Raw genomic sequence first — 16,147 nt, 5'->3', positions numbered from 1 at the left:
ATTGGCGTAACAATCCGTTATGCATCCGGGGCACAGCAGCGGCGCGACGGAGGAAATCAGGTTCATGGACCCAATATTCCCATTTACGACCACCCACGCTGGTGCTAATGCGGATTCAGACGTGGAGGCGTCCAGGATGGTGAAGGTTTTGCGGACAAACCGACGACCCTAGCAGGTCGTTTCGAGCGGTAGGCCAGAGGGCCGGCCGCGCCTTGTTCTGCACATTCCTTTCCTGGATCTGACCCATGACCACGCTTGTTGCGGCCGAGGCCGCTGCCACCCCTGTTGCCGGCCAGCCGACCGTGCGTCTCGCAACGCCTGACGATGATGTTTTTGTCGAGGAGCTGCAGGCGATCGCCTTTGGTCCAGGCCGTTTTGCGCGGACCGCCTTCCGGGTGCGGGAACGTTTTCCGATCGATCCCAGCCTGAGCCTTATCGCTGAAGTCGATGGCACGCCCTGCGGCTCAGTGTGGATGACGCCGATCAGCGTTGACGGCCGCAAGGGGTATCTGCTTGGGCCGCTGGCGACCCACCCCAATTTCCGCAAGCGCGGCGCCGGCAAGCTGCTGGCGCGTCAAGTCAGCAAGCTGGCCCTGTCGCGCGGCGAAGGCGAATTCGTGCTGCTGGTGGGTGATCAGGATTACTATTGCCCGCTGGGCTGGGAGATTACCACGCCGGGCGCAATCCAGTTCCCCGGCCCGGTCGATACCAGCCGTGTGCTGCTGATGGCTGAGGACAAGAGCCTCGCCAAGTCGCTCAAGGGGTCGATTGCGGCCTTTGACGAGGGGCGCTGAGGCGTTCTTTCCCTTTGCGGGGAACCCCCACCCTTGGTCCCTCCCACAAGATGGAGGGAGACGATGAACACTGCCACCTCGGCCGTGCGCCACCCTCCCCATGATGGGGAGGGTGGGGTGGCTGGGCACAAAATTGGTGCCAGACCGTTCCGGCTTCCATACACTCAGCATATCGCGACCATCGCCGAGCCCATTTTGACCATCGAGACCGACATTGTTGCCGAGCTGAGCGTCCGGCTGCTGGCCGAGCCGCCGCCGCTGGAGCCGGCGCAGGAGCTGGTGCCTGACTGGCAGCCGCTCAAACCCTTCGAGCGCCCGCCGGTGCCCGCGGCAGTGCTGATTGCGCTGATCAGGCGACCAGAGGGTCATACCGTGCTCTACACGGAACGCTCGCCCGACCTTCGGGCCCATTCCGGGCAGGTGGCCTTTCCCGGCGGCAAGATCGACCGTGCCGATGCCGGGGTTGCGGCCGCGGCCCTGCGCGAGGCCAATGAAGAAGTGGGCATGGCGCCCGAGGATGCCACTATCCTGGGCTATATGCCCACCTATTACACCGGCACCAATTACCTGATCACGCCTGTTGTCGCCGAGGTGACGCCCAGCGGCCCCTTCGTTCCCAATCCTGGCGAAGTCCATTCGGTGTTTGAAGTGCCGCTCAGCCGCATCCTCCTGGCCGACACTTATGGTCGGTTCCGCATCAGCCGTGGGGGCAAGGAGCATTCCACCTGGCAGATCGACCATGATGGCCATGTGATCTGGGGCATTACCGCCAACCTGACCCGGCTGTTCCGCGATCGGATCCTGGGCGAGGTGGCCGCATGATCCCCGACCGGATCACCGGCGCCGAATGGCTCGAGCGGCCGGCTGTGCAGGCCATATTTGCAGCACTTGATGGGGCCCAGGGGCGCACGAGGGCCGTTGGCGGTGTGGTGCGCGACAGCCTGATCGGGCGGATGCGCGAGCATGCCGATATCGACATGGCCACCGAGCTGCTTCCGGTGGCAGTTATGCAGAAGGCGAAGGCCGCCGGGATCGCCACCTATCCGACCGGGATCGAGCACGGCACGGTCACGCTGCGAAGCGAGGGCACGACTGTGGAAGTCACGACACTGCGCCAGGATGTGGTGACCGACGGGCGCCACGCACAGGTGGCCTTTGGCACGGATTGGGTCGCCGACGCCGAACGGCGCGACTTCACCATCAATGCGCTTTACTGCTTTGCCGATGGACGGCTGTTCGACCCGCTTGGTGGGGCGGGAGACCTGATCAATGGCCGCGTGCGGTTCATTGGCGATGCGCGGCAGCGGATCGCCGAGGATGGATTGCGCGTCTACCGGTTCTTCCGGTTTTCCGCCAGCCATGGGGGCGAACAGTTCGACGCCGAAGGACTGGCGGCGTGCCGGGATGCCGCCGAGGAGCTGGATCACATTTCGCGCGAGCGGGTGGGGACGGAAATGATGCGCATGCTGGCGCTGCCGCATGTCGCGAGGACCATCGGCGTGATGGACAGGCTGGGGCTGATCCGCACGGAGCCGGGCGCGACGCAGGCCCTGGCGCGCTATGAGGCGCTGGGCGGACGGACAGCGACGGCGCGGCTGGCACTGCTGGGGCGCGACGGGCTTGAACTGCGCCAGACGGATTGGCGGCTGAGCAAGGCCGTGGTGACGCATGCCGAGCAGATCGGCGAGGCCGCAGCGATGCTGCGTCGCGGCGATACTGCCTGGGCGGCATATCGCTTCGGGGAGGATGCGGTGGAAGGGTTGGCCGTGGCCGCCGCGGAGGAAAACTGGCCACGCGAGCGGCTGGCCGAGGCGGCGCGGGAACTGGGCCGGTTGCCGGTGGCGCCGCTGCCGGTGCGCGGCGCCGACCTCGAGGCTGCCGGCATGAAGCCCGGACCCGATATGGGCGCGGCGCTGGGCATGCTGGAGCGGGCCTGGGTAGAGAGCGGGTTCACGCTCGACAAGGACGCCCTGCTGGAACGGATCTTCCACTGAGGGCGTGTGGGGCGGATTGCCCCGCGCCCATTGTCACCACCCGGCTTGACCGGGTGGTCCATCCCACTTGGATTGCCCTGTCAAGCCGGGCAATGACGAAGGAGTGGGGAGCTTAGGCGCGCAAAAGAAAAGCCCCGGCGAACCGGGGCTACTGGCATCAGTGCTTGGTCTGGTTGCCCAGATCGTCGACATCCACGATGCGCTCCTTGATGCGCTCGACCATTTCGGGGCGCACTTCGGTTTCACCGTTGAAATTGCGCATATTCTCGACCGCCCGACGGACCACTTCGGCCTCGCTTTCGGCTTCGGCGCGCCAGGTGGAACCGGGAATGAGAGTACCGGAATCGAAACGTTTCATCGCGAACCTCCTTTTTCCTCGCAATGGACTGTCTGACCGAACGATGTTCGCGCGCCGATTGTTCCCTTACTCCTCGGGGAAGATGCCGATCTCGGACAGGCCTTCGATCCAGGTGGCACCGTCGCGGCGGATGACGGTGCGTGGGGTGATGCCGGTTTCCTCGGCAATGGCCTCGGCCAGCGGCCCAGAATGGGTCACGACCCAGACCTGGCTGCGGGTGGCAGCCCTTGCGATGGCGCGGGCCAGGGCCGGCAGCAGATCAGGGTGGAGCGAGGTTTCGGGCTCGTTGAGAGCGATGAAGGGCGGCAGGCGATAGGCCAGGAGCGCACCAAGCAGGGCGAGAAATTGCAGCGTGCCATCGGACAGTTCGGCTGCGGCAAAAGGCCGGTGCGGCACTTCCGGGAAGACCATGGAAAATGTCGCGTCACGCCCGGGCGGCGGAACATCGAGACGGGCCCCTGGAAAGGCTCGATCAATAGCCTCGTCGAGGTCCAGCGTGTCGCCCCTGATATGGCGCAACGTGGCGAAGACTGCGCCCAGATTGCCGCCATCGGCGTCGAGTGTCGGGGCCGTGACGGCCAGCGACGGCCGTCGCAGGGGTGAGCCGGCGTCGGTGCGGAAGCCATGGTAGAAGCGCCAGGACGAGAGCAGGTACCGCACCACATCGAGCTCTGGCAGGGTGCCGCGCAGAGCGGAAAGTGCGGTTTCACTGGGCAGAAGCACATGATCAAGCTGCCGGAGGCGCCCGCTGTCATCGCGATACCAGGCGGCGGGTCCGTTGCGCTCGAGCAGGGTCACCGGGCGTCGTCCGGGCAGTATCAGGCTTTCGGACTTGATCTGCGGTTCTTCGGCAAAGACGGCCTCGTAGCGGCTGTCGCCGAAGCCCACTTCGACAGCATAGCGCGGCACGAAGGCCGTCTCTTGGTCGTCGGGGAGGCTGGTTTCGAGGCCGACTTCGAAATTGAGCAGGGGCTTTTCGCTGGTCTTGCGCGGTCCGGCCCAGATGGCGGAGGCAAGGCCCCCTTCGCGCGCCAGACTGAGCGCCAGATCGCCCGTGGCGGCGGCATGTACGAGTTCGAGGGCACGGTACAGGTTGGTCTTGCCCACGCCATTGCCACCCACCAGCACGGTGAGGCGCTTAAGGGGGAAGCGGATCGACCGGATCGAGCGGTAAAACTGGATATCGAGATCGGTGAGGGACATGGGGGGGAGAATGGCAGGGTCTGAAGGATCTCGCCAGTCGTGGTATCTCGAACCCCCACCCTTGGTTCAGCCATTCGAGCACATCTCTCATGGCCTTCTCGGCTCAAATCGCTCCACTGGAGCGATTTGCCTTCGGATGCCTCAAAGCCCCACAAGGGGGAGGGAGACGATGAACACCGGCGCTGTGGTCCTGCGCCTCACTCCCCTTGATGGGGAGGGGAATGAGGGTGGGGTGACTTTGCCGGTGTCAACGCCTCACGGCCACTTCACCGCCGGGGGCATCGAGCTCAGGATCGAATTGACGTTGCCGCCGGTCTTCAGGCCAAAGGTCGTGCCGCGGTCGTAGAGCAGGTTGAATTCGACATAGCGGCCGCGGCGGACCAGCTGCTCATCGCGCTCGGCCTCGGTCCAGCTTTTCTCGAAATTGCGGCGCACCAGTTGGGGATAGATGCTGAGGAAGGCCTCGCCCACGGCCTGGGTGAAGGTGAAATCGGCATCCCAGTCGCCGGAATTGAAGTGATCGTAGAAGATGCCGCCAATGCCGCGGGCCTCGTTGCGGTGGGGCAGGAAGAAATATTCGTCACACCAGGCCTTGAGGCGCTCATAGTCGACGCCAGGGCGTCCCTCGCAGGCGGCCTGCATGGCGGCGTGGAAATCCACCGTGTCGGGGTCGGTCTGGGTGCGTCGTGCGTCAAGCACCGGGGTAAGATCGGCACCGCCGCCCCACCACTGCTTGCCGGTGACGATCATGCGCGTGTTCATGTGTACCGCCGGAACATGCGGGTTCCAGGGGTGGATGATGAGCGAGATGCCCGAACTCCAGAATGCGGCGCCGGCTTCCGTGCCGGGCATCTGTTTGGCGAATTCCTCGGAGAAACTGCCGTGCACGGTCGAGATATGGACGCCAGCCTTTTCGAAGACGCGGCCATGCAGCATGGACATTTCTCCGCCCCCGCCAGCGGAGCGATCCCATGGTGTGCGCTCGAAGACGCCGGGCGCCATATCCGCGTGGGGACCGGAAACTTCAGCCTCGATGGATTCGAGTTCGGCGCAGATCCGGTCGCGCAGGGTGCGGAACCAGGCGCTCGCAAGGGTCTTTTTGGTGTCGATGTCGGCGGGAAGGGTCATGGCGGGGAAATGGACCTTCAGATGAGTTCTGTAAAGTGTGTCAAATAGGACCGGACGAAACTGACACGGCGGGATCGGCAGGAAGGGCGCCGGTCTGGCGCAGCGCTTCACCCAGTATCATGCCGCCGGCCAGGGCCACATTGATCGAGCGCAAACCGGGGCGCATGGGGATGCGCAGACGCAGGTCGCAGATTGCGGCGACGGCATCGGGCACGCCGGCGCTCTCGCGGCCGAGGAGCAGGATGTCGCCGGGCTCGAAGCGGGCCTGGTAAGCCGACTCGGACCCCTTGGTGGTCAGCAGGGCAAGGCGGCGGTTCTCCGCACGGCGCCAGGCGTCGAACGTGGCGAAACTGGTGTGTTCGACCAGCGCCGCCTTGTCGAGATAGTCCATGCCCGAGCGGGTCAGATTGCGGTCGGTCAGGGCAAAGCCGGCGGGGTGGATGACATGGACGGTGACACCGAGGCAGGCGCCCAGGCGCAGCAGGGTGCCGGTATTGGCGGCGATGTCGGGCTGGTAAAGGGCCAGGGCGATGGTCAAAGGTGCTGCTCCAGCACAAGGAAAATCCCGGAAATCAGGGTTCAAAAGGGTATAGTGTCGCAGTTGGGTACTGTCACGGTTCGTGCACTGGACAAGTTCCTGTGACAGTGCAAAAAGGACCTACCTGACGGGCCGCTTGAGGGCGCACGGCGGTCGATTCTGCTTATGCGGGCGATCGTATCGGCGCCGGAACCGTCAAATATGCATGTTACGGGGATACGGACCTTGGCCACGCAAGCAGAACATTCATCCACCAACCGGCGCGACTTTCTTTATGTCGCCACCGGCGCTGTCGGCGCGGTTGGCGCTGCCGCAGTGGTTTGGCCGCTGATCAATCAGCTCAATCCCGACGCTTCGACCCTGGCCCTGGCCAGCATCGAATTCGACGTTGGCGCCATTCCGGAAGGGCAGTCGGTGACAATCACCTGGCGCGGCCTGCCGGTCTTCGTGCGCCACCGCACGGCGGCGGAAATCGAAGAGGCGCGGGCAGTTCCGCTTGCTGATCTCAAGGATCCGGAAACGGATGAGCAGCGCGTCAAGGAAGGCCACGAACAGTGGCTGGTGATGATCGCGAACTGCACCCATCTGGGCTGTATTCCTGTTGGCGAAGCCGGTGATTTCGATGGCTGGTTCTGCCCCTGCCACGGTTCGCACTATGACTCGGCCGGTCGCATTCGTCGCGGTCCCGCGCCCAGCAACCTGGTCGTGCCGCCTTATGAATTTGTCAGCGATACGCTGATCCAGATCGGTTAGTGGGGGCTTTTCCGATGTCCGAACATTCTTCCTATACTCCCGGAACTGCCGTCGAGAAGTGGCTCGACGATCGCCTGCCGGTCGTCCGTTTCGCCAAAGAACACTTGATGGACTTCCCCACGCCCAAGAACCTCAACTACTGGTGGACCTTCGGCGCCATCCTGGTGATGTGCCTTGGCGTGCAGATCGTGACCGGTGTCATCCTGGCGATGCACTACACGCCCAATGTCGGCCTGGCCTTCGACTCGGTGGAGCATATCCGCCGCGACGTGAATGGCGGCCGCGTCATCCAGGCCGTCCATGCCGTGGGCGCCTCGATGTTCTTCGTTGCCCTCTACATCCATATGTTCCGCGGCCTGTTCTACGGCTCCTACAAGGCGCCGCGCGAGATCATCTGGATCCTGGGCGTTTTGATTTTCATCCTGACCGTCGCCACGGCCTTCATGGGCTACATCCTGCCCTGGGGCCAGATGTCCTTCTGGGGCGCCACGGTTATCTCGAACATCTTCTCGGCCATTCCGTTCATCGGCGAGCAGATCAAGCAGCTGGTGCTGGGTGGCTTTGCCGTCGGCAACCCGACGCTCAACCGCTTCTTCTCGCTGCACTACTTGCTGCCCTTCGTGATCGCCGCCATTGTGGGTCTCCACATCTGGGCCCTGCACGTGCCGGGCAACAACAATCCGATCGGCGTTGAAGTGAAGGAAAGCCGCGATACCGTTCCCTTCCATCCGTACTATACGATGAAGGACCTGTTCGCGATGGTGCTGTTCATGATCCCGTTCGCGTGGTTCGTGTTCTTTGCCCCCGATATCCTGGGTCACCCCGACAACTACATCATGGCCAACAGCCAGGTGACGCCGGCCCATATCGTGCCTGAATGGTACCTGCTGCCGTTCTACACGATCCTGCGCGCCATCGACTTCAACGTGCTGTTCATCGACTCCAAGCTTGGCGGCGTCATCGCCATGGGCGGCGCGCTGGTCATGCTGCTGGTCGTGCCGTGGCTGGATACCGGCAAGGTCCGCTCGGGCACGTTCCGCCCGCTGTTCAAGTGGTTCTTCGCGCTGTTCGCGATCAACTTCGTGGGCCTGACCTATCTGGGCGCCCAGCCGGCCGAGGGCATCTATACCGTGCTCGCCAAGGTCTGCACCGCCTATTACTTCCTGTACTTCCTGGTCATCCTGCCGGTCCTGTCGCGTATCGAAACGCCCAAGCCGCTGCCGACCAGCATTTCCGAGAGCGTTCTCGGCAAGGCACACGCGTGATCGGGGCCCAAACCATGTTCAAGACCAAGATCATCATTGCCGCAGTCGTCGCCATGGCTGGCATGTCCAGCCTGCAGGCCCAGGCCGCCGAGGCCGGCGCTCATGTCGAGCGCCAGAACTGGAGCTTTGCCGGTATCTTCGGAACCTACGACCAGAACCAGCTGCAGCGTGGTTTCCAGGTGTTCCGCGAAGTCTGTGCCAGCTGCCATGGCGCGCACCTGATTTCGTTCCGCAACCTGAGCGAACCGGGTGGCCCGAGCTTCTCGGAAGAGCAGGTCAAGGCGCTTGCGGCCGAGTATGAAGTTGCCGATCCGACCGTTGAAGGCGGCGTCCGCCCGGCCGTTGCCGCCGACCGCTGGCCCTCGCCTTTCGCGAACGATCAGGAAGCCCGTGACGCCAATGGTGGTTCGCTGCCGCCCGACTTCTCGGTGCTGGCCAAGGCTCGCGGCGTGACAGATCCCTTCCCGACCTGGGTGTTCAACTACTTCACCGGCTACCAGGAAGGCGGCGTGGACTATATCCATGCGCTGCTCAACGGCTACCACGAGGAAGTACCAGAGACCGCTCCGCATGGTTCGGACGGCGAGCCCTTCCAGCTGCCTGAAGGCAAGTATTACAACGACTACTTCCCCGGCCACGCCATCGGCATGGCGCCGCCGCTGGCCGATGGCTCGGTGACCTATGAGCCGGGCGAAGACGGTGCCACCGTTCCCGAAACCCTCGAGCAGTACTCGACCGACGTTTCCGCATTCATGATGTGGATGGCCGAGCCGCACCTGGTTGCGCGCAAGCAGACCGGTTTCGTCGTGCTGCTGTTCCTGGTGCTGTTCGCCGGCCTCATGTACGCCACCAAGCGCAAGCTCTGGGCGGGTATCGAGCACTGATCACCGACCGCTTCGCGGTAAAGTCGCTCCGGTGGAGCGATTTTGGGTGATCAGGCCCGGAGAGCTACGCTCGCAGGGCATGCACTGAAGTTTGAGATTGAAAGAGGGGCCCGTGAGGGCCCCTTGCTTTTGGTGTAGGGTCACTCCCACCCAGCCTCCCCCTGAAGAAGGTGGAGGAGCGCAGCGAGGGCGCTTCAGCCTATCCAGCCTGATCCGAGGTTCAGACAGTCTAGGACTACTACGTCTGCGATCGTGGATGGTGGCTCTCGGGTCATGCCCGCGGGCGGAGCGGGGATAGACAAGGCGTGACACGATCAATTGCGCCTGCTGCGACCGTCCGCCCCCTTGCCATTGCAAGTCCCAATCGCGATATTGCCTGCACTCGGGTTTGTTGGAGGAGCCGCGCGATGTCCGCCGTTCGCCTTGCCGTTGCCATGGTCAGCACTGCCATTGCGCTGAGCCGCCATCCGGTGGTGCGGGCGGGCGTTCAGGCCGTCGCCAGCAATCCCAAGGCGCGTGAGACGGCCATCGCCACAACGCGCAACGCCGCCTACAATGCCGGTGTCATTGCCCGACACGTGCTGGGCCGCAACAAGACCTGACCGCTTTTCCAAACAGACAAGGCCATTGATGTCGCTCGACCTGAAGTCGCTCGTCCGCACGATTCCGGACTACCCCAAGAAGGGCATCCTGTTCCGGGATATCACCACGCTGATCGAGCATCCCGAGGGGTTCCGCCAGAGCATCGAGCAGATTGCCGGTGTCTATCGCGGCCAGGGCTTCACCCATGTTGCGGGGATTGAGGCGCGCGGTTTCATCTTCGGCGCCGGCATGGCGATTGCGCTGGGCACCGGCTTCGTCCCCGTGCGCAAAAAGGGCAAACTGCCGGGCGAAACCATCGGCCAGAACTACGCGCTCGAATATGGCGTGGACACGATCGAAATTCATGCTGATGTCATCGGCGCGGGCGACAAGGTGCTGCTGATCGATGATCTGATCGCCACCGGCGGAACTGCCTTGGCCGCCGTGAGCCTGCTGCGCCGCACTGGCGCGACTTGCGACGACGCCGCATTTGTCATCGACCTGCCCGAAATCGGCGGGGCCGAAAAGCTCAAGGCTGCCGGTGTACAGGTGAACACGCTGATGGCGTTCGAGGGCCACTGAGTCCAAGCCTTGTAGGAAGCAAATCCAGTCCCAAACGCGGTGCTGCCCTCGGACTTGATCCGAGGGCCCCTCGAAGCGTTCGCGGTGTTGTGAGTGGCCCTCGGGTCAAGCCCGAGGGCGGAACCGTGGTGCTGAAAACAAATGGTCCGCTCGGGTTACCAGCCGTTGCGTCCGTCGAGCGGTTCGATCTCGATCAGGGACCAGTCGAGGCCGTCCACGAGGTTGAGGTTGACCTGGCAAGACGTCATCGACGGCGGGGCGCCTTCGCCGATCCGGGGCGTGCCATCGTCATCGTAGACGTCGGACCAGTCAATGCTTTCGCCCCAGGTATGCATGCCGCACTTGCCGCAGAAGTGGTGAGAGCCGAGCGTGGGATCAGTGGAGTAGCTGCGCTGATCGACCGCCTGCAGAACCGTAATCTCGCCAATCCCGTAATAGGCCCATGTGGCGCCGGTGCGCTGGCAGAAGGTGCAGTTGCAGCGCGTGCCCTTGCGCGGGTGGTCGGGGAGGGCAATCGTTGTATTGCCGCAATGGCAGGAGGCGATGAGAGGCATGTCGGTGCTCCCTACCAACTATTCCGGCCGTCCATCTTCTCGATGCTCACTGAAGCCAGGTCGAGGTCGTCGATGAGGTTGAGATTGACCGCGTAGATGCGCTCTGTCGGCATCGCATTGGGGTCGCCACCCTTGGGGGTGCCGTCCGCATTGTACATCGATGCCCAGTCCGGGCTGTCGCCCCAGGTCTGCATGCCGCAGGTGCCGCAGAAATGGTGGTTATTCAGTCCACTCGCCGAATAGGTAGCTTCGTCGTCGCGAGACAGAAATTTCAGTTCATCGGCCTTGTAGTAAGCCCAGACGGCGCCGGTGCGCTGGCAGTAGCTGCAATTGCAGGTCTTGGCTTCCGTCGGCTGCGCAGGCAGGGCGATGCGGGTGGCGCCGCAATGGCAGGTCGCGGTCAGGGTCATGGCGTAGCTCCTCGTGGCTTCCGCTCACCATCGCCCCATGCGCTGACAGCCTATGTCAGCACGGTTCAGGCCGCCTGTACGACGTTTTGCGCCCGCTCATCGGCACTGGCATCGACGAGGCAGAACTGGTTGCCCTCGGGGTCGCGCATCAGCGTGTAGGTGGGCAGGACACGGTCGACACTGGCCCCGGCCTCCTTGAGGCGTTCGACCTCGGTGGCGCGATCGGACACCTGCACCTCGAAATGAACGCGGTTGTTGTCGGGACGTTGGCCATCGACATTCTGGAAGCATATGGAGGGGCCAGGACCGTCGATGAGCACCGTAGTGGGCTCTTCGGGTTCGAGGCCGAGAGCGGCGCTGATGGCCCCGGCCACATCAGATTCACGGACCGAATAGCCCTCAAGCAACTCGGCCCAGAAGGGGGCCAGAACGGCCGGTTCTGCACAGTCAAAGACGATTTCGTGGATGGCGCCCATTGTCCTGTCTCCTTGTCGTTTGACAATTCGTTAATAGGCAATTGCGGCAAGACTGGCGCGACATCGAGACGGGTCTGAGGCCGCACCAGATTGCCTGCGGGCTGCCGCAAGCGGGCACTTCGGCCCGGCAGCCCCGGCATGGCTGCCGGGACTGCGGTCACCTCAGCGCGTGCGCCCTTGCGGGCGCAGCAATTGCGAGAGCGAGGGCAGGGGGCCTGCGCTGCTCGGGGGCGCCGATGCGATCCGGCCCGGCGGCTTTGCGCTGGGCAGGGGCGCTCCCTTGTGCCGCGGCACCTGATGGGAGTGGGTTACCGGCGTCGGGCGCTGGAACTGATTTTTGGGCATGAGTTTGTCCTTTCCCGCCCGGCAGGTTTCTGCACGGGCCGGATGAAAGCAGAAAGATGCGCGGCATGGCCGCGCGGTGAAGCGGGGATGGAAAGGACGCGGGGGATGCAGGAAAAGCCGGAGAGGGACTAGGGCACCTGTCTGCCGTACTCGTCGAACCCTGCAGCCAGCACAGCATGGTCACACGCTGGGCGTGGAACCTGTGTGGGGCGAGCGTCCGGGACGAGTTTTCAGATCATTTGGGTGCAAGACCTCCGTATCAACATGCTGATGATAGGCAACAAAAAAGGCCGGCGTCAACCGCCGGCCTTTCAACGATCTGGCCTTCAGCCCGGATTACGGCTCGAGCTTGCCGGTTTCGGGATGCTCTTCAGCGCTGATATTGGGCTCGTTGCGGGTCTTCCACAGCGAGAAGATGATACCGCCCGCGAGGATGGCCACCGTCACCGTCAACGACAGCAGAGTGTCGATGTGGATGTGGAACGGCACCAGCGAGATCTTGATACCGACCAGCACCAGAATGATGGCCAGCGAAGTCTGCAGATAGCGGAAGCGGTTCATGGCCGCAGCCAGCGCGAAGTAGAGCGAACGCAGGCCCAGGATGGCGAAGATGTTCGACGTGTAGACGATGAACGTGTCCTGGGTCACGGCGAAGACGGCGGGCACCGAGTCGACGGCAAAGATCAGGTCGACGACTTCCACCATGATCAGCGCCACGGCGAGCGGGGTCAGCCAGGTGACGATCTTGCCGGTCTTGGGATCGGGCTCCTTGACCGTGAAATTGCGGCCATGCAGCTGCTTGGTGACGCGGAAGTGCCGCGCGATGAACTGATAGACCTTGTTCTCTTCCAGGTTCGGCTCTTCGTCCTGATGGCTGAACATGCGAATGCCGGTGAAGACCAGGAAGGCACCGAAGCCGAGCAGGATCCAGCTGAACTGGTTGACCAGAGCAGCGCCGACACCGATCAGCACCGCGCGGAACAGGATCACTCCGAGAATGCCCCAGAACAGCACGCGGTGCTGGTAGAGGCGGGGAATGCCGAGGAAGCCGAATATGGTGGCGATGACGAACATGTTGTCCATCGCCAGGCTCTGTTCGAGCAGATAGCCGGTGTAGAATTCGAGGCCCGCCTCAGCGCCGCGGCTGAACCAGACCCAGCCGCCAAAGGCCAGGGCAATACAGACGTAAAAACCGTAGAGCAGCAGGCTTTCCTTGGCTTCGATCTCGTGCTCATCGCGGTGGAGGATGCCGAGGTCGAAAACAAGCAGAGCGATCACGATCGTGATGAACGCGACCCAGAAGTAGACGGGAGTACCGAGAAAATCGCCCGAAAGGGCGGCAAGAAGCGATTCCATCGCCGGACCTTCTCCATGTAAACAGGTGGAGCAATTCCGACATCGCCATGGAGAATCCATGACCAGAGGGGCCCGGCATTGCCCTCTTTAAATGCTCGAAAGCGGATTAAAGTTCAAGCCCCACCTTGGGAGGGGGTAAGCCCGGCGGGAGGCCCGGACCCCTTCGATGAAGGGAATCAGCGCGGGTTGCAGAGCATGACGATGGCGTCGGCGGTTTCCAGCTGAAGGGCGGCGCCATAGTTGACGTCATCGACCAGCCGTGCGGCCTGGATGGACATGGACGCACGCAGGTTGCCATCGTTGAAGCCGACGCCATCCTGATAGGGCGTGACCGTGCCGGTACCCGAGGCGGCGTCGCCCATGGTGCGCGAGGCCCAGCCATAGACATTGCCGTAAAGGGTGAGGATGCCCACACGGTTGGTGGTGGCGTCACGACAGCTCCAGTTGCCTTGATAGGCCTGGGCAAGGGCTGGCGTGGCGGACAGGGCGGTGAGGGCGAAGCAAAGGGCGAATCGGCGCATGGCACGAGAGTGCCGACGCGCCCGGACGGTTTCAAGACCCGCGACGGATCAGCTTTCCGAGAACGGGCACCCTGGTGAGTGCGAGCAACACTCTAAGCTTGAGCGGCATCGAATAGTCGCGAAGCTTGGAGAAGCCGACGAGTTCGGCCCGGTAGACCAGGTCGCCATGCTGGTTAACTGCTTCGAGGTGATTGAACAGCAGGCCCCAGCCGGGGATCGAGTTGGACGGGCGCTTGCCGGTGACAATCAGGGTGTAGGACACGGTGTCGCCCGGGCGCACCGGCGCCTTGAATTCCATGGAATTGACGCCGGGGGAGGGGCCGGACACGCCGGGCTCCTTGCCTTCGCCGCGCAGTCGCTCCTCTTCGGCAAAGAGCGTGTCGACCATCTTGCGGTGGCCGATGCTGACCGTGTGCCAGCCCGAGGCGATCAGCCCGCCGAAATGGCTGTGCTTGGCCAGTTCCGGATCGGTGTGGAAGTATTGCGGATCGTAAGCCAGGGCGAAGCGAATGATCTCCTCGGCCTCGAATGTGTGGGAGCCGAGCGGGAAGGGCTCGTCGATGGTGATGTCTTCGAACCAGCGGGTCATTCGGCCGCCTCCACATTGCGGCATTCCACCAGATTGGCCAGTCGCATGGTCATGACAGGCTTCTGCTTCTGGTTGCGGATGTCGAAATCGAGGGTGACAATACCCCATTGCGGGTGACTGCCGGAGCGCCGCAATTCGGCGATGGTGACGGTGCCGCCAATAGTGTCGCCGACCATGACCGGCGCTTTCCATTTCAAATCTGTGAAACCCAGACCACCGGCCGAGGCAATTTTTGAGAGGAAGCTGTCGACCAGCATCTTGAGGCTCAAGCCGCCCGTCTGCCAGCCGCTGGAGGCGAGGCCGCCGAGCAGGCTCGCCTTTGCGGCCGCCTCATCGAGATGAAACGGAAAGGGGTCGAACTCGCGGGCAAAGGCGATGATCATCTCCTTCGATACCGCGGTCCGACCCAGGTCGATCACCTCGCCCACGGCGAGATCCTCGAAATGACGCCGATCATGAGTGACAGGATTGGTCATTTGCTTGCCCTATACGTCAACGCGGGTTTTCGCATGATATCGCGTATGGAGCAAGCCGTGTCACCCCACCCTCATTCCCTCCCCATCAAGGGGAGGGAGGCGCAGGCCTCAGTCGCCAGTGTTCATCGTCTCCCTCCCCCTTGTGGGGAGGGATCAAGGGTGGGGGTGGACGCAAACATTGACATCTCTGTCAATCCGACCCAATTGGAGCCCAACAGTTTCCCGGAGATACCCATGGGCTTCAAGATGGGCATTGTCGGCCTGCCGAATGTCGGCAAGTCGACGCTTTTCAATGCGCTGACCCGCACCGCTGCCGCACAGGCGGCGAACTTCCCCTTCTGCACCATCGAGCCCAATGTGGGCGAGGTGTCAGTGCCCGACGAGCGCCTGGAAAAGCTGGCGGCGATCGGCAAGTCGGCGCAGATCCTGCCGGCGCGCATGAGCTTTGTGGACATTGCGGGCCTGGTAAAGGGCGCAAGCCAGGGCGAAGGCCTGGGCAACCAGTTCCTCGCCAATATCCGCGAAACTGACGCCATTGCCTATGTGCTGCGCTGCTTTGAAGACAGCAATGTCATCCACGTGTCCAACCGCGTCGATCCGCTGGCCGATGCCGAAGTGGTCGAGACCGAGTTGATGCTGGCTGACCTCGAAAGCCTCGAAAAGCGCCGTGCCGGCGTCGAGAAGAAGGCCAAGGGCAATGACAAGGACGCCAAGGTCACCCTGGAGCTGATCGACCGTGCCCTGGTGTTGCTGCGTGACGGCAAGTCGGCTCGCTTCGTCAAGCGCGATCCGGAGGAAGAAAAGGCATTTGGCGAGCTGCAGTTGCTGACGAGCAAGCCGGTTCTCTATGTCTGCAATGTCGACGAGGGCTCGGCCGCGACCGGGAATGCGCTTTCGGACAAGGTCGCCGAATATGCCAAGGCGCATGATGCGGGCATGGTGATCATCTCGGCCGAGATCGAAAGCCAGCTGGCCCAGCTTCCCGATGACGAGCAGGCCGAATATCTTGAGTCGCTCGGCCTCGATCAGCCCGGCCTCAACCGCCTGATCCGCGCTGCCTATGACCTGCTTCACCTGCAGACCTATTTCACCGTCGGCCCCAAGGAAACCCGCGCCTGGACGATCCATCGCGGCGACCGCGCCCCGCAGGCGGCCGGCGTCATCCACACCGATTTCGAGCGCGGCTTCATCCGCGCCCAGACCATCGGCTACGACGATTTCGTGACCCTGGGCGGCGAAGTGCCGGCCAAGGAAGCGGGCAAGGCCCGAGACGAAGGCAAGGACTATGTCGTCAAGGATGGCGACGTGATGCTGTTCAAGTTCAACGTATAATCCCAGG

The 16,147-nt window shown here is 63.1% G+C and carries 20 protein-coding genes; 9 read left to right on the top strand and 11 right to left on the bottom strand.

What is annotated here, in order from left to right:
* The first annotated feature begins 245 nt into the window (after nucleotides 1–245).
* The 3 genes from MQW79_RS07715 to MQW79_RS07705 all read left to right on the top strand — a co-directional run bounded on the left by MQW79_RS07715 (nucleotide 246) and on the right by MQW79_RS07705 (nucleotide 2,788).
* Nucleotides 246–794: a GNAT family N-acetyltransferase gene (locus tag MQW79_RS07715; protein ID WP_476587802.1), complete on the top strand. Its 549-nt coding sequence runs from the start codon at nucleotides 246–248 to the stop codon at nucleotides 792–794.
* Between the two features lie 195 nt (nucleotides 795–989).
* Nucleotides 990–1,616 (top strand): CoA pyrophosphatase, encoded by a 627-nt coding sequence (locus MQW79_RS07710; RefSeq protein WP_476587801.1) that lies wholly within the window; start codon nucleotides 990–992, stop codon nucleotides 1,614–1,616.
* Entirely contained in the window at nucleotides 1,613–2,788 is a 1,176-nt protein-coding gene (locus MQW79_RS07705) for a CCA tRNA nucleotidyltransferase (RefSeq protein ID WP_476587800.1), read from the top strand. The genes MQW79_RS07710 and MQW79_RS07705 overlap by 4 nt, the downstream gene beginning before the upstream one ends.
* Before the next feature lie 157 nt (nucleotides 2,789–2,945).
* Here the strand turns inward: MQW79_RS07705 and MQW79_RS07700 are convergent, their stop codons facing one another.
* The 4 genes from MQW79_RS07700 to MQW79_RS07685 form a co-directional block, all read right to left on the bottom strand.
* A complete protein-coding gene (locus MQW79_RS07700; protein ID WP_198874595.1) occupies nucleotides 2,946–3,146 on the bottom strand; it encodes a DUF1059 domain-containing protein in 201 nt (66 codons plus the stop codon).
* A 66-nt stretch (nucleotides 3,147–3,212) separates the two neighbouring features.
* Nucleotides 3,213–4,349: an AAA family ATPase gene (locus MQW79_RS07695; RefSeq protein ID WP_476587799.1), complete on the bottom strand. Its 1,137-nt coding sequence runs from the start codon at nucleotides 4,347–4,349 to the stop codon at nucleotides 3,213–3,215.
* 255 nt (nucleotides 4,350–4,604) lie between these two features.
* Complete coding sequence (hemF, locus tag MQW79_RS07690; protein WP_476587797.1) at nucleotides 4,605–5,477, bottom strand: oxygen-dependent coproporphyrinogen oxidase; 873 nt, start codon at nucleotides 5,475–5,477, stop codon at nucleotides 4,605–4,607.
* 40 nt (nucleotides 5,478–5,517) lie between these two features.
* Nucleotides 5,518–6,015: a tRNA (cytidine(34)-2'-O)-methyltransferase gene (locus MQW79_RS07685; RefSeq protein ID WP_476587795.1), complete on the bottom strand. Its 498-nt coding sequence runs from the start codon at nucleotides 6,013–6,015 to the stop codon at nucleotides 5,518–5,520.
* A gap of 201 nt (nucleotides 6,016–6,216) precedes the next feature.
* On the opposite strand from MQW79_RS07685, the gene petA reads away from it, so the two are divergent.
* From petA to MQW79_RS07660, 5 genes are all read left to right on the top strand, one after another.
* The gene (gene petA, locus MQW79_RS07680; RefSeq protein WP_476587794.1) at nucleotides 6,217–6,768 is read left to right on the top strand and encodes a ubiquinol-cytochrome c reductase iron-sulfur subunit; all 552 of its coding nucleotides are present in this window, start codon (nucleotides 6,217–6,219) and stop codon (nucleotides 6,766–6,768) included.
* A gap of 14 nt (nucleotides 6,769–6,782) precedes the next feature.
* Nucleotides 6,783–8,033, top strand: a complete 1,251-nt coding sequence (locus MQW79_RS07675) for a cytochrome b (RefSeq protein WP_476587793.1) — start codon at nucleotides 6,783–6,785, stop codon at nucleotides 8,031–8,033.
* A 14-nt stretch (nucleotides 8,034–8,047) separates the two neighbouring features.
* Entirely contained in the window at nucleotides 8,048–8,917 is an 870-nt protein-coding gene (locus tag MQW79_RS07670) for a cytochrome c1 (protein WP_476587792.1), read from the top strand.
* A 407-nt stretch (nucleotides 8,918–9,324) separates the two neighbouring features.
* Nucleotides 9,325–9,519: a hypothetical protein gene (locus MQW79_RS07665; RefSeq protein ID WP_476587791.1), complete on the top strand. Its 195-nt coding sequence runs from the start codon at nucleotides 9,325–9,327 to the stop codon at nucleotides 9,517–9,519.
* Between the two features lie 28 nt (nucleotides 9,520–9,547).
* Nucleotides 9,548–10,081: an adenine phosphoribosyltransferase gene (locus tag MQW79_RS07660; protein ID WP_476587790.1), complete on the top strand. Its 534-nt coding sequence runs from the start codon at nucleotides 9,548–9,550 to the stop codon at nucleotides 10,079–10,081.
* A 155-nt stretch (nucleotides 10,082–10,236) separates the two neighbouring features.
* Here MQW79_RS07660 and MQW79_RS07655 read toward each other — a convergent pair whose 3' ends face one another.
* The 7 genes from MQW79_RS07655 to MQW79_RS07625 form a co-directional block, all read right to left on the bottom strand.
* Entirely contained in the window at nucleotides 10,237–10,635 is a 399-nt protein-coding gene (locus tag MQW79_RS07655) for a GFA family protein (protein WP_476587789.1), read from the bottom strand.
* 11 nt (nucleotides 10,636–10,646) lie between these two features.
* Nucleotides 10,647–11,045, bottom strand: a complete 399-nt coding sequence (locus MQW79_RS07650; protein WP_476587788.1) for a GFA family protein — start codon at nucleotides 11,043–11,045, stop codon at nucleotides 10,647–10,649.
* Nucleotides 11,046–11,110: 65 nt separating this feature from the next.
* A complete protein-coding gene (locus MQW79_RS07645) occupies nucleotides 11,111–11,521 on the bottom strand; it encodes a VOC family protein (RefSeq protein ID WP_476587787.1) in 411 nt (136 codons plus the stop codon).
* 681 nt (nucleotides 11,522–12,202) lie between these two features.
* Nucleotides 12,203–13,222, bottom strand: coding sequence for a TerC family protein (locus tag MQW79_RS07640; RefSeq protein ID WP_476587785.1), 1,020 nt, complete (start codon nucleotides 13,220–13,222; stop codon nucleotides 12,203–12,205).
* 176 nt (nucleotides 13,223–13,398) lie between these two features.
* On the bottom strand, nucleotides 13,399–13,743 hold the full coding sequence (locus MQW79_RS07635) for a hypothetical protein (RefSeq protein ID WP_476587783.1): 345 nt from the start codon (nucleotides 13,741–13,743) through the stop codon (nucleotides 13,399–13,401).
* 31 nt (nucleotides 13,744–13,774) lie between these two features.
* Nucleotides 13,775–14,332, bottom strand: a complete 558-nt coding sequence (locus MQW79_RS07630) for a MaoC family dehydratase (RefSeq protein WP_476587782.1) — start codon at nucleotides 14,330–14,332, stop codon at nucleotides 13,775–13,777.
* Entirely contained in the window at nucleotides 14,329–14,808 is a 480-nt protein-coding gene (locus MQW79_RS07625; protein WP_476587781.1) for a MaoC family dehydratase, read from the bottom strand. The genes MQW79_RS07630 and MQW79_RS07625 overlap by 4 nt, the downstream gene beginning before the upstream one ends.
* Before the next feature lie 234 nt (nucleotides 14,809–15,042).
* Here MQW79_RS07625 and ychF point away from each other — a divergent pair, with 234 nt between their 5' ends.
* Complete coding sequence (ychF, locus tag MQW79_RS07620) at nucleotides 15,043–16,140, top strand: redox-regulated ATPase YchF (protein WP_476587779.1); 1,098 nt, start codon at nucleotides 15,043–15,045, stop codon at nucleotides 16,138–16,140.
* Nucleotides 16,141–16,147 lie beyond the last annotated feature (7 nt).

It is taken from the genome of Devosia sp. Micro-HW1, from assembly GCF_056341075.1.
Note: the sequence above shows the minus strand (reverse complement) of the source record. Positions and strands in the feature narration are given on the sequence as shown.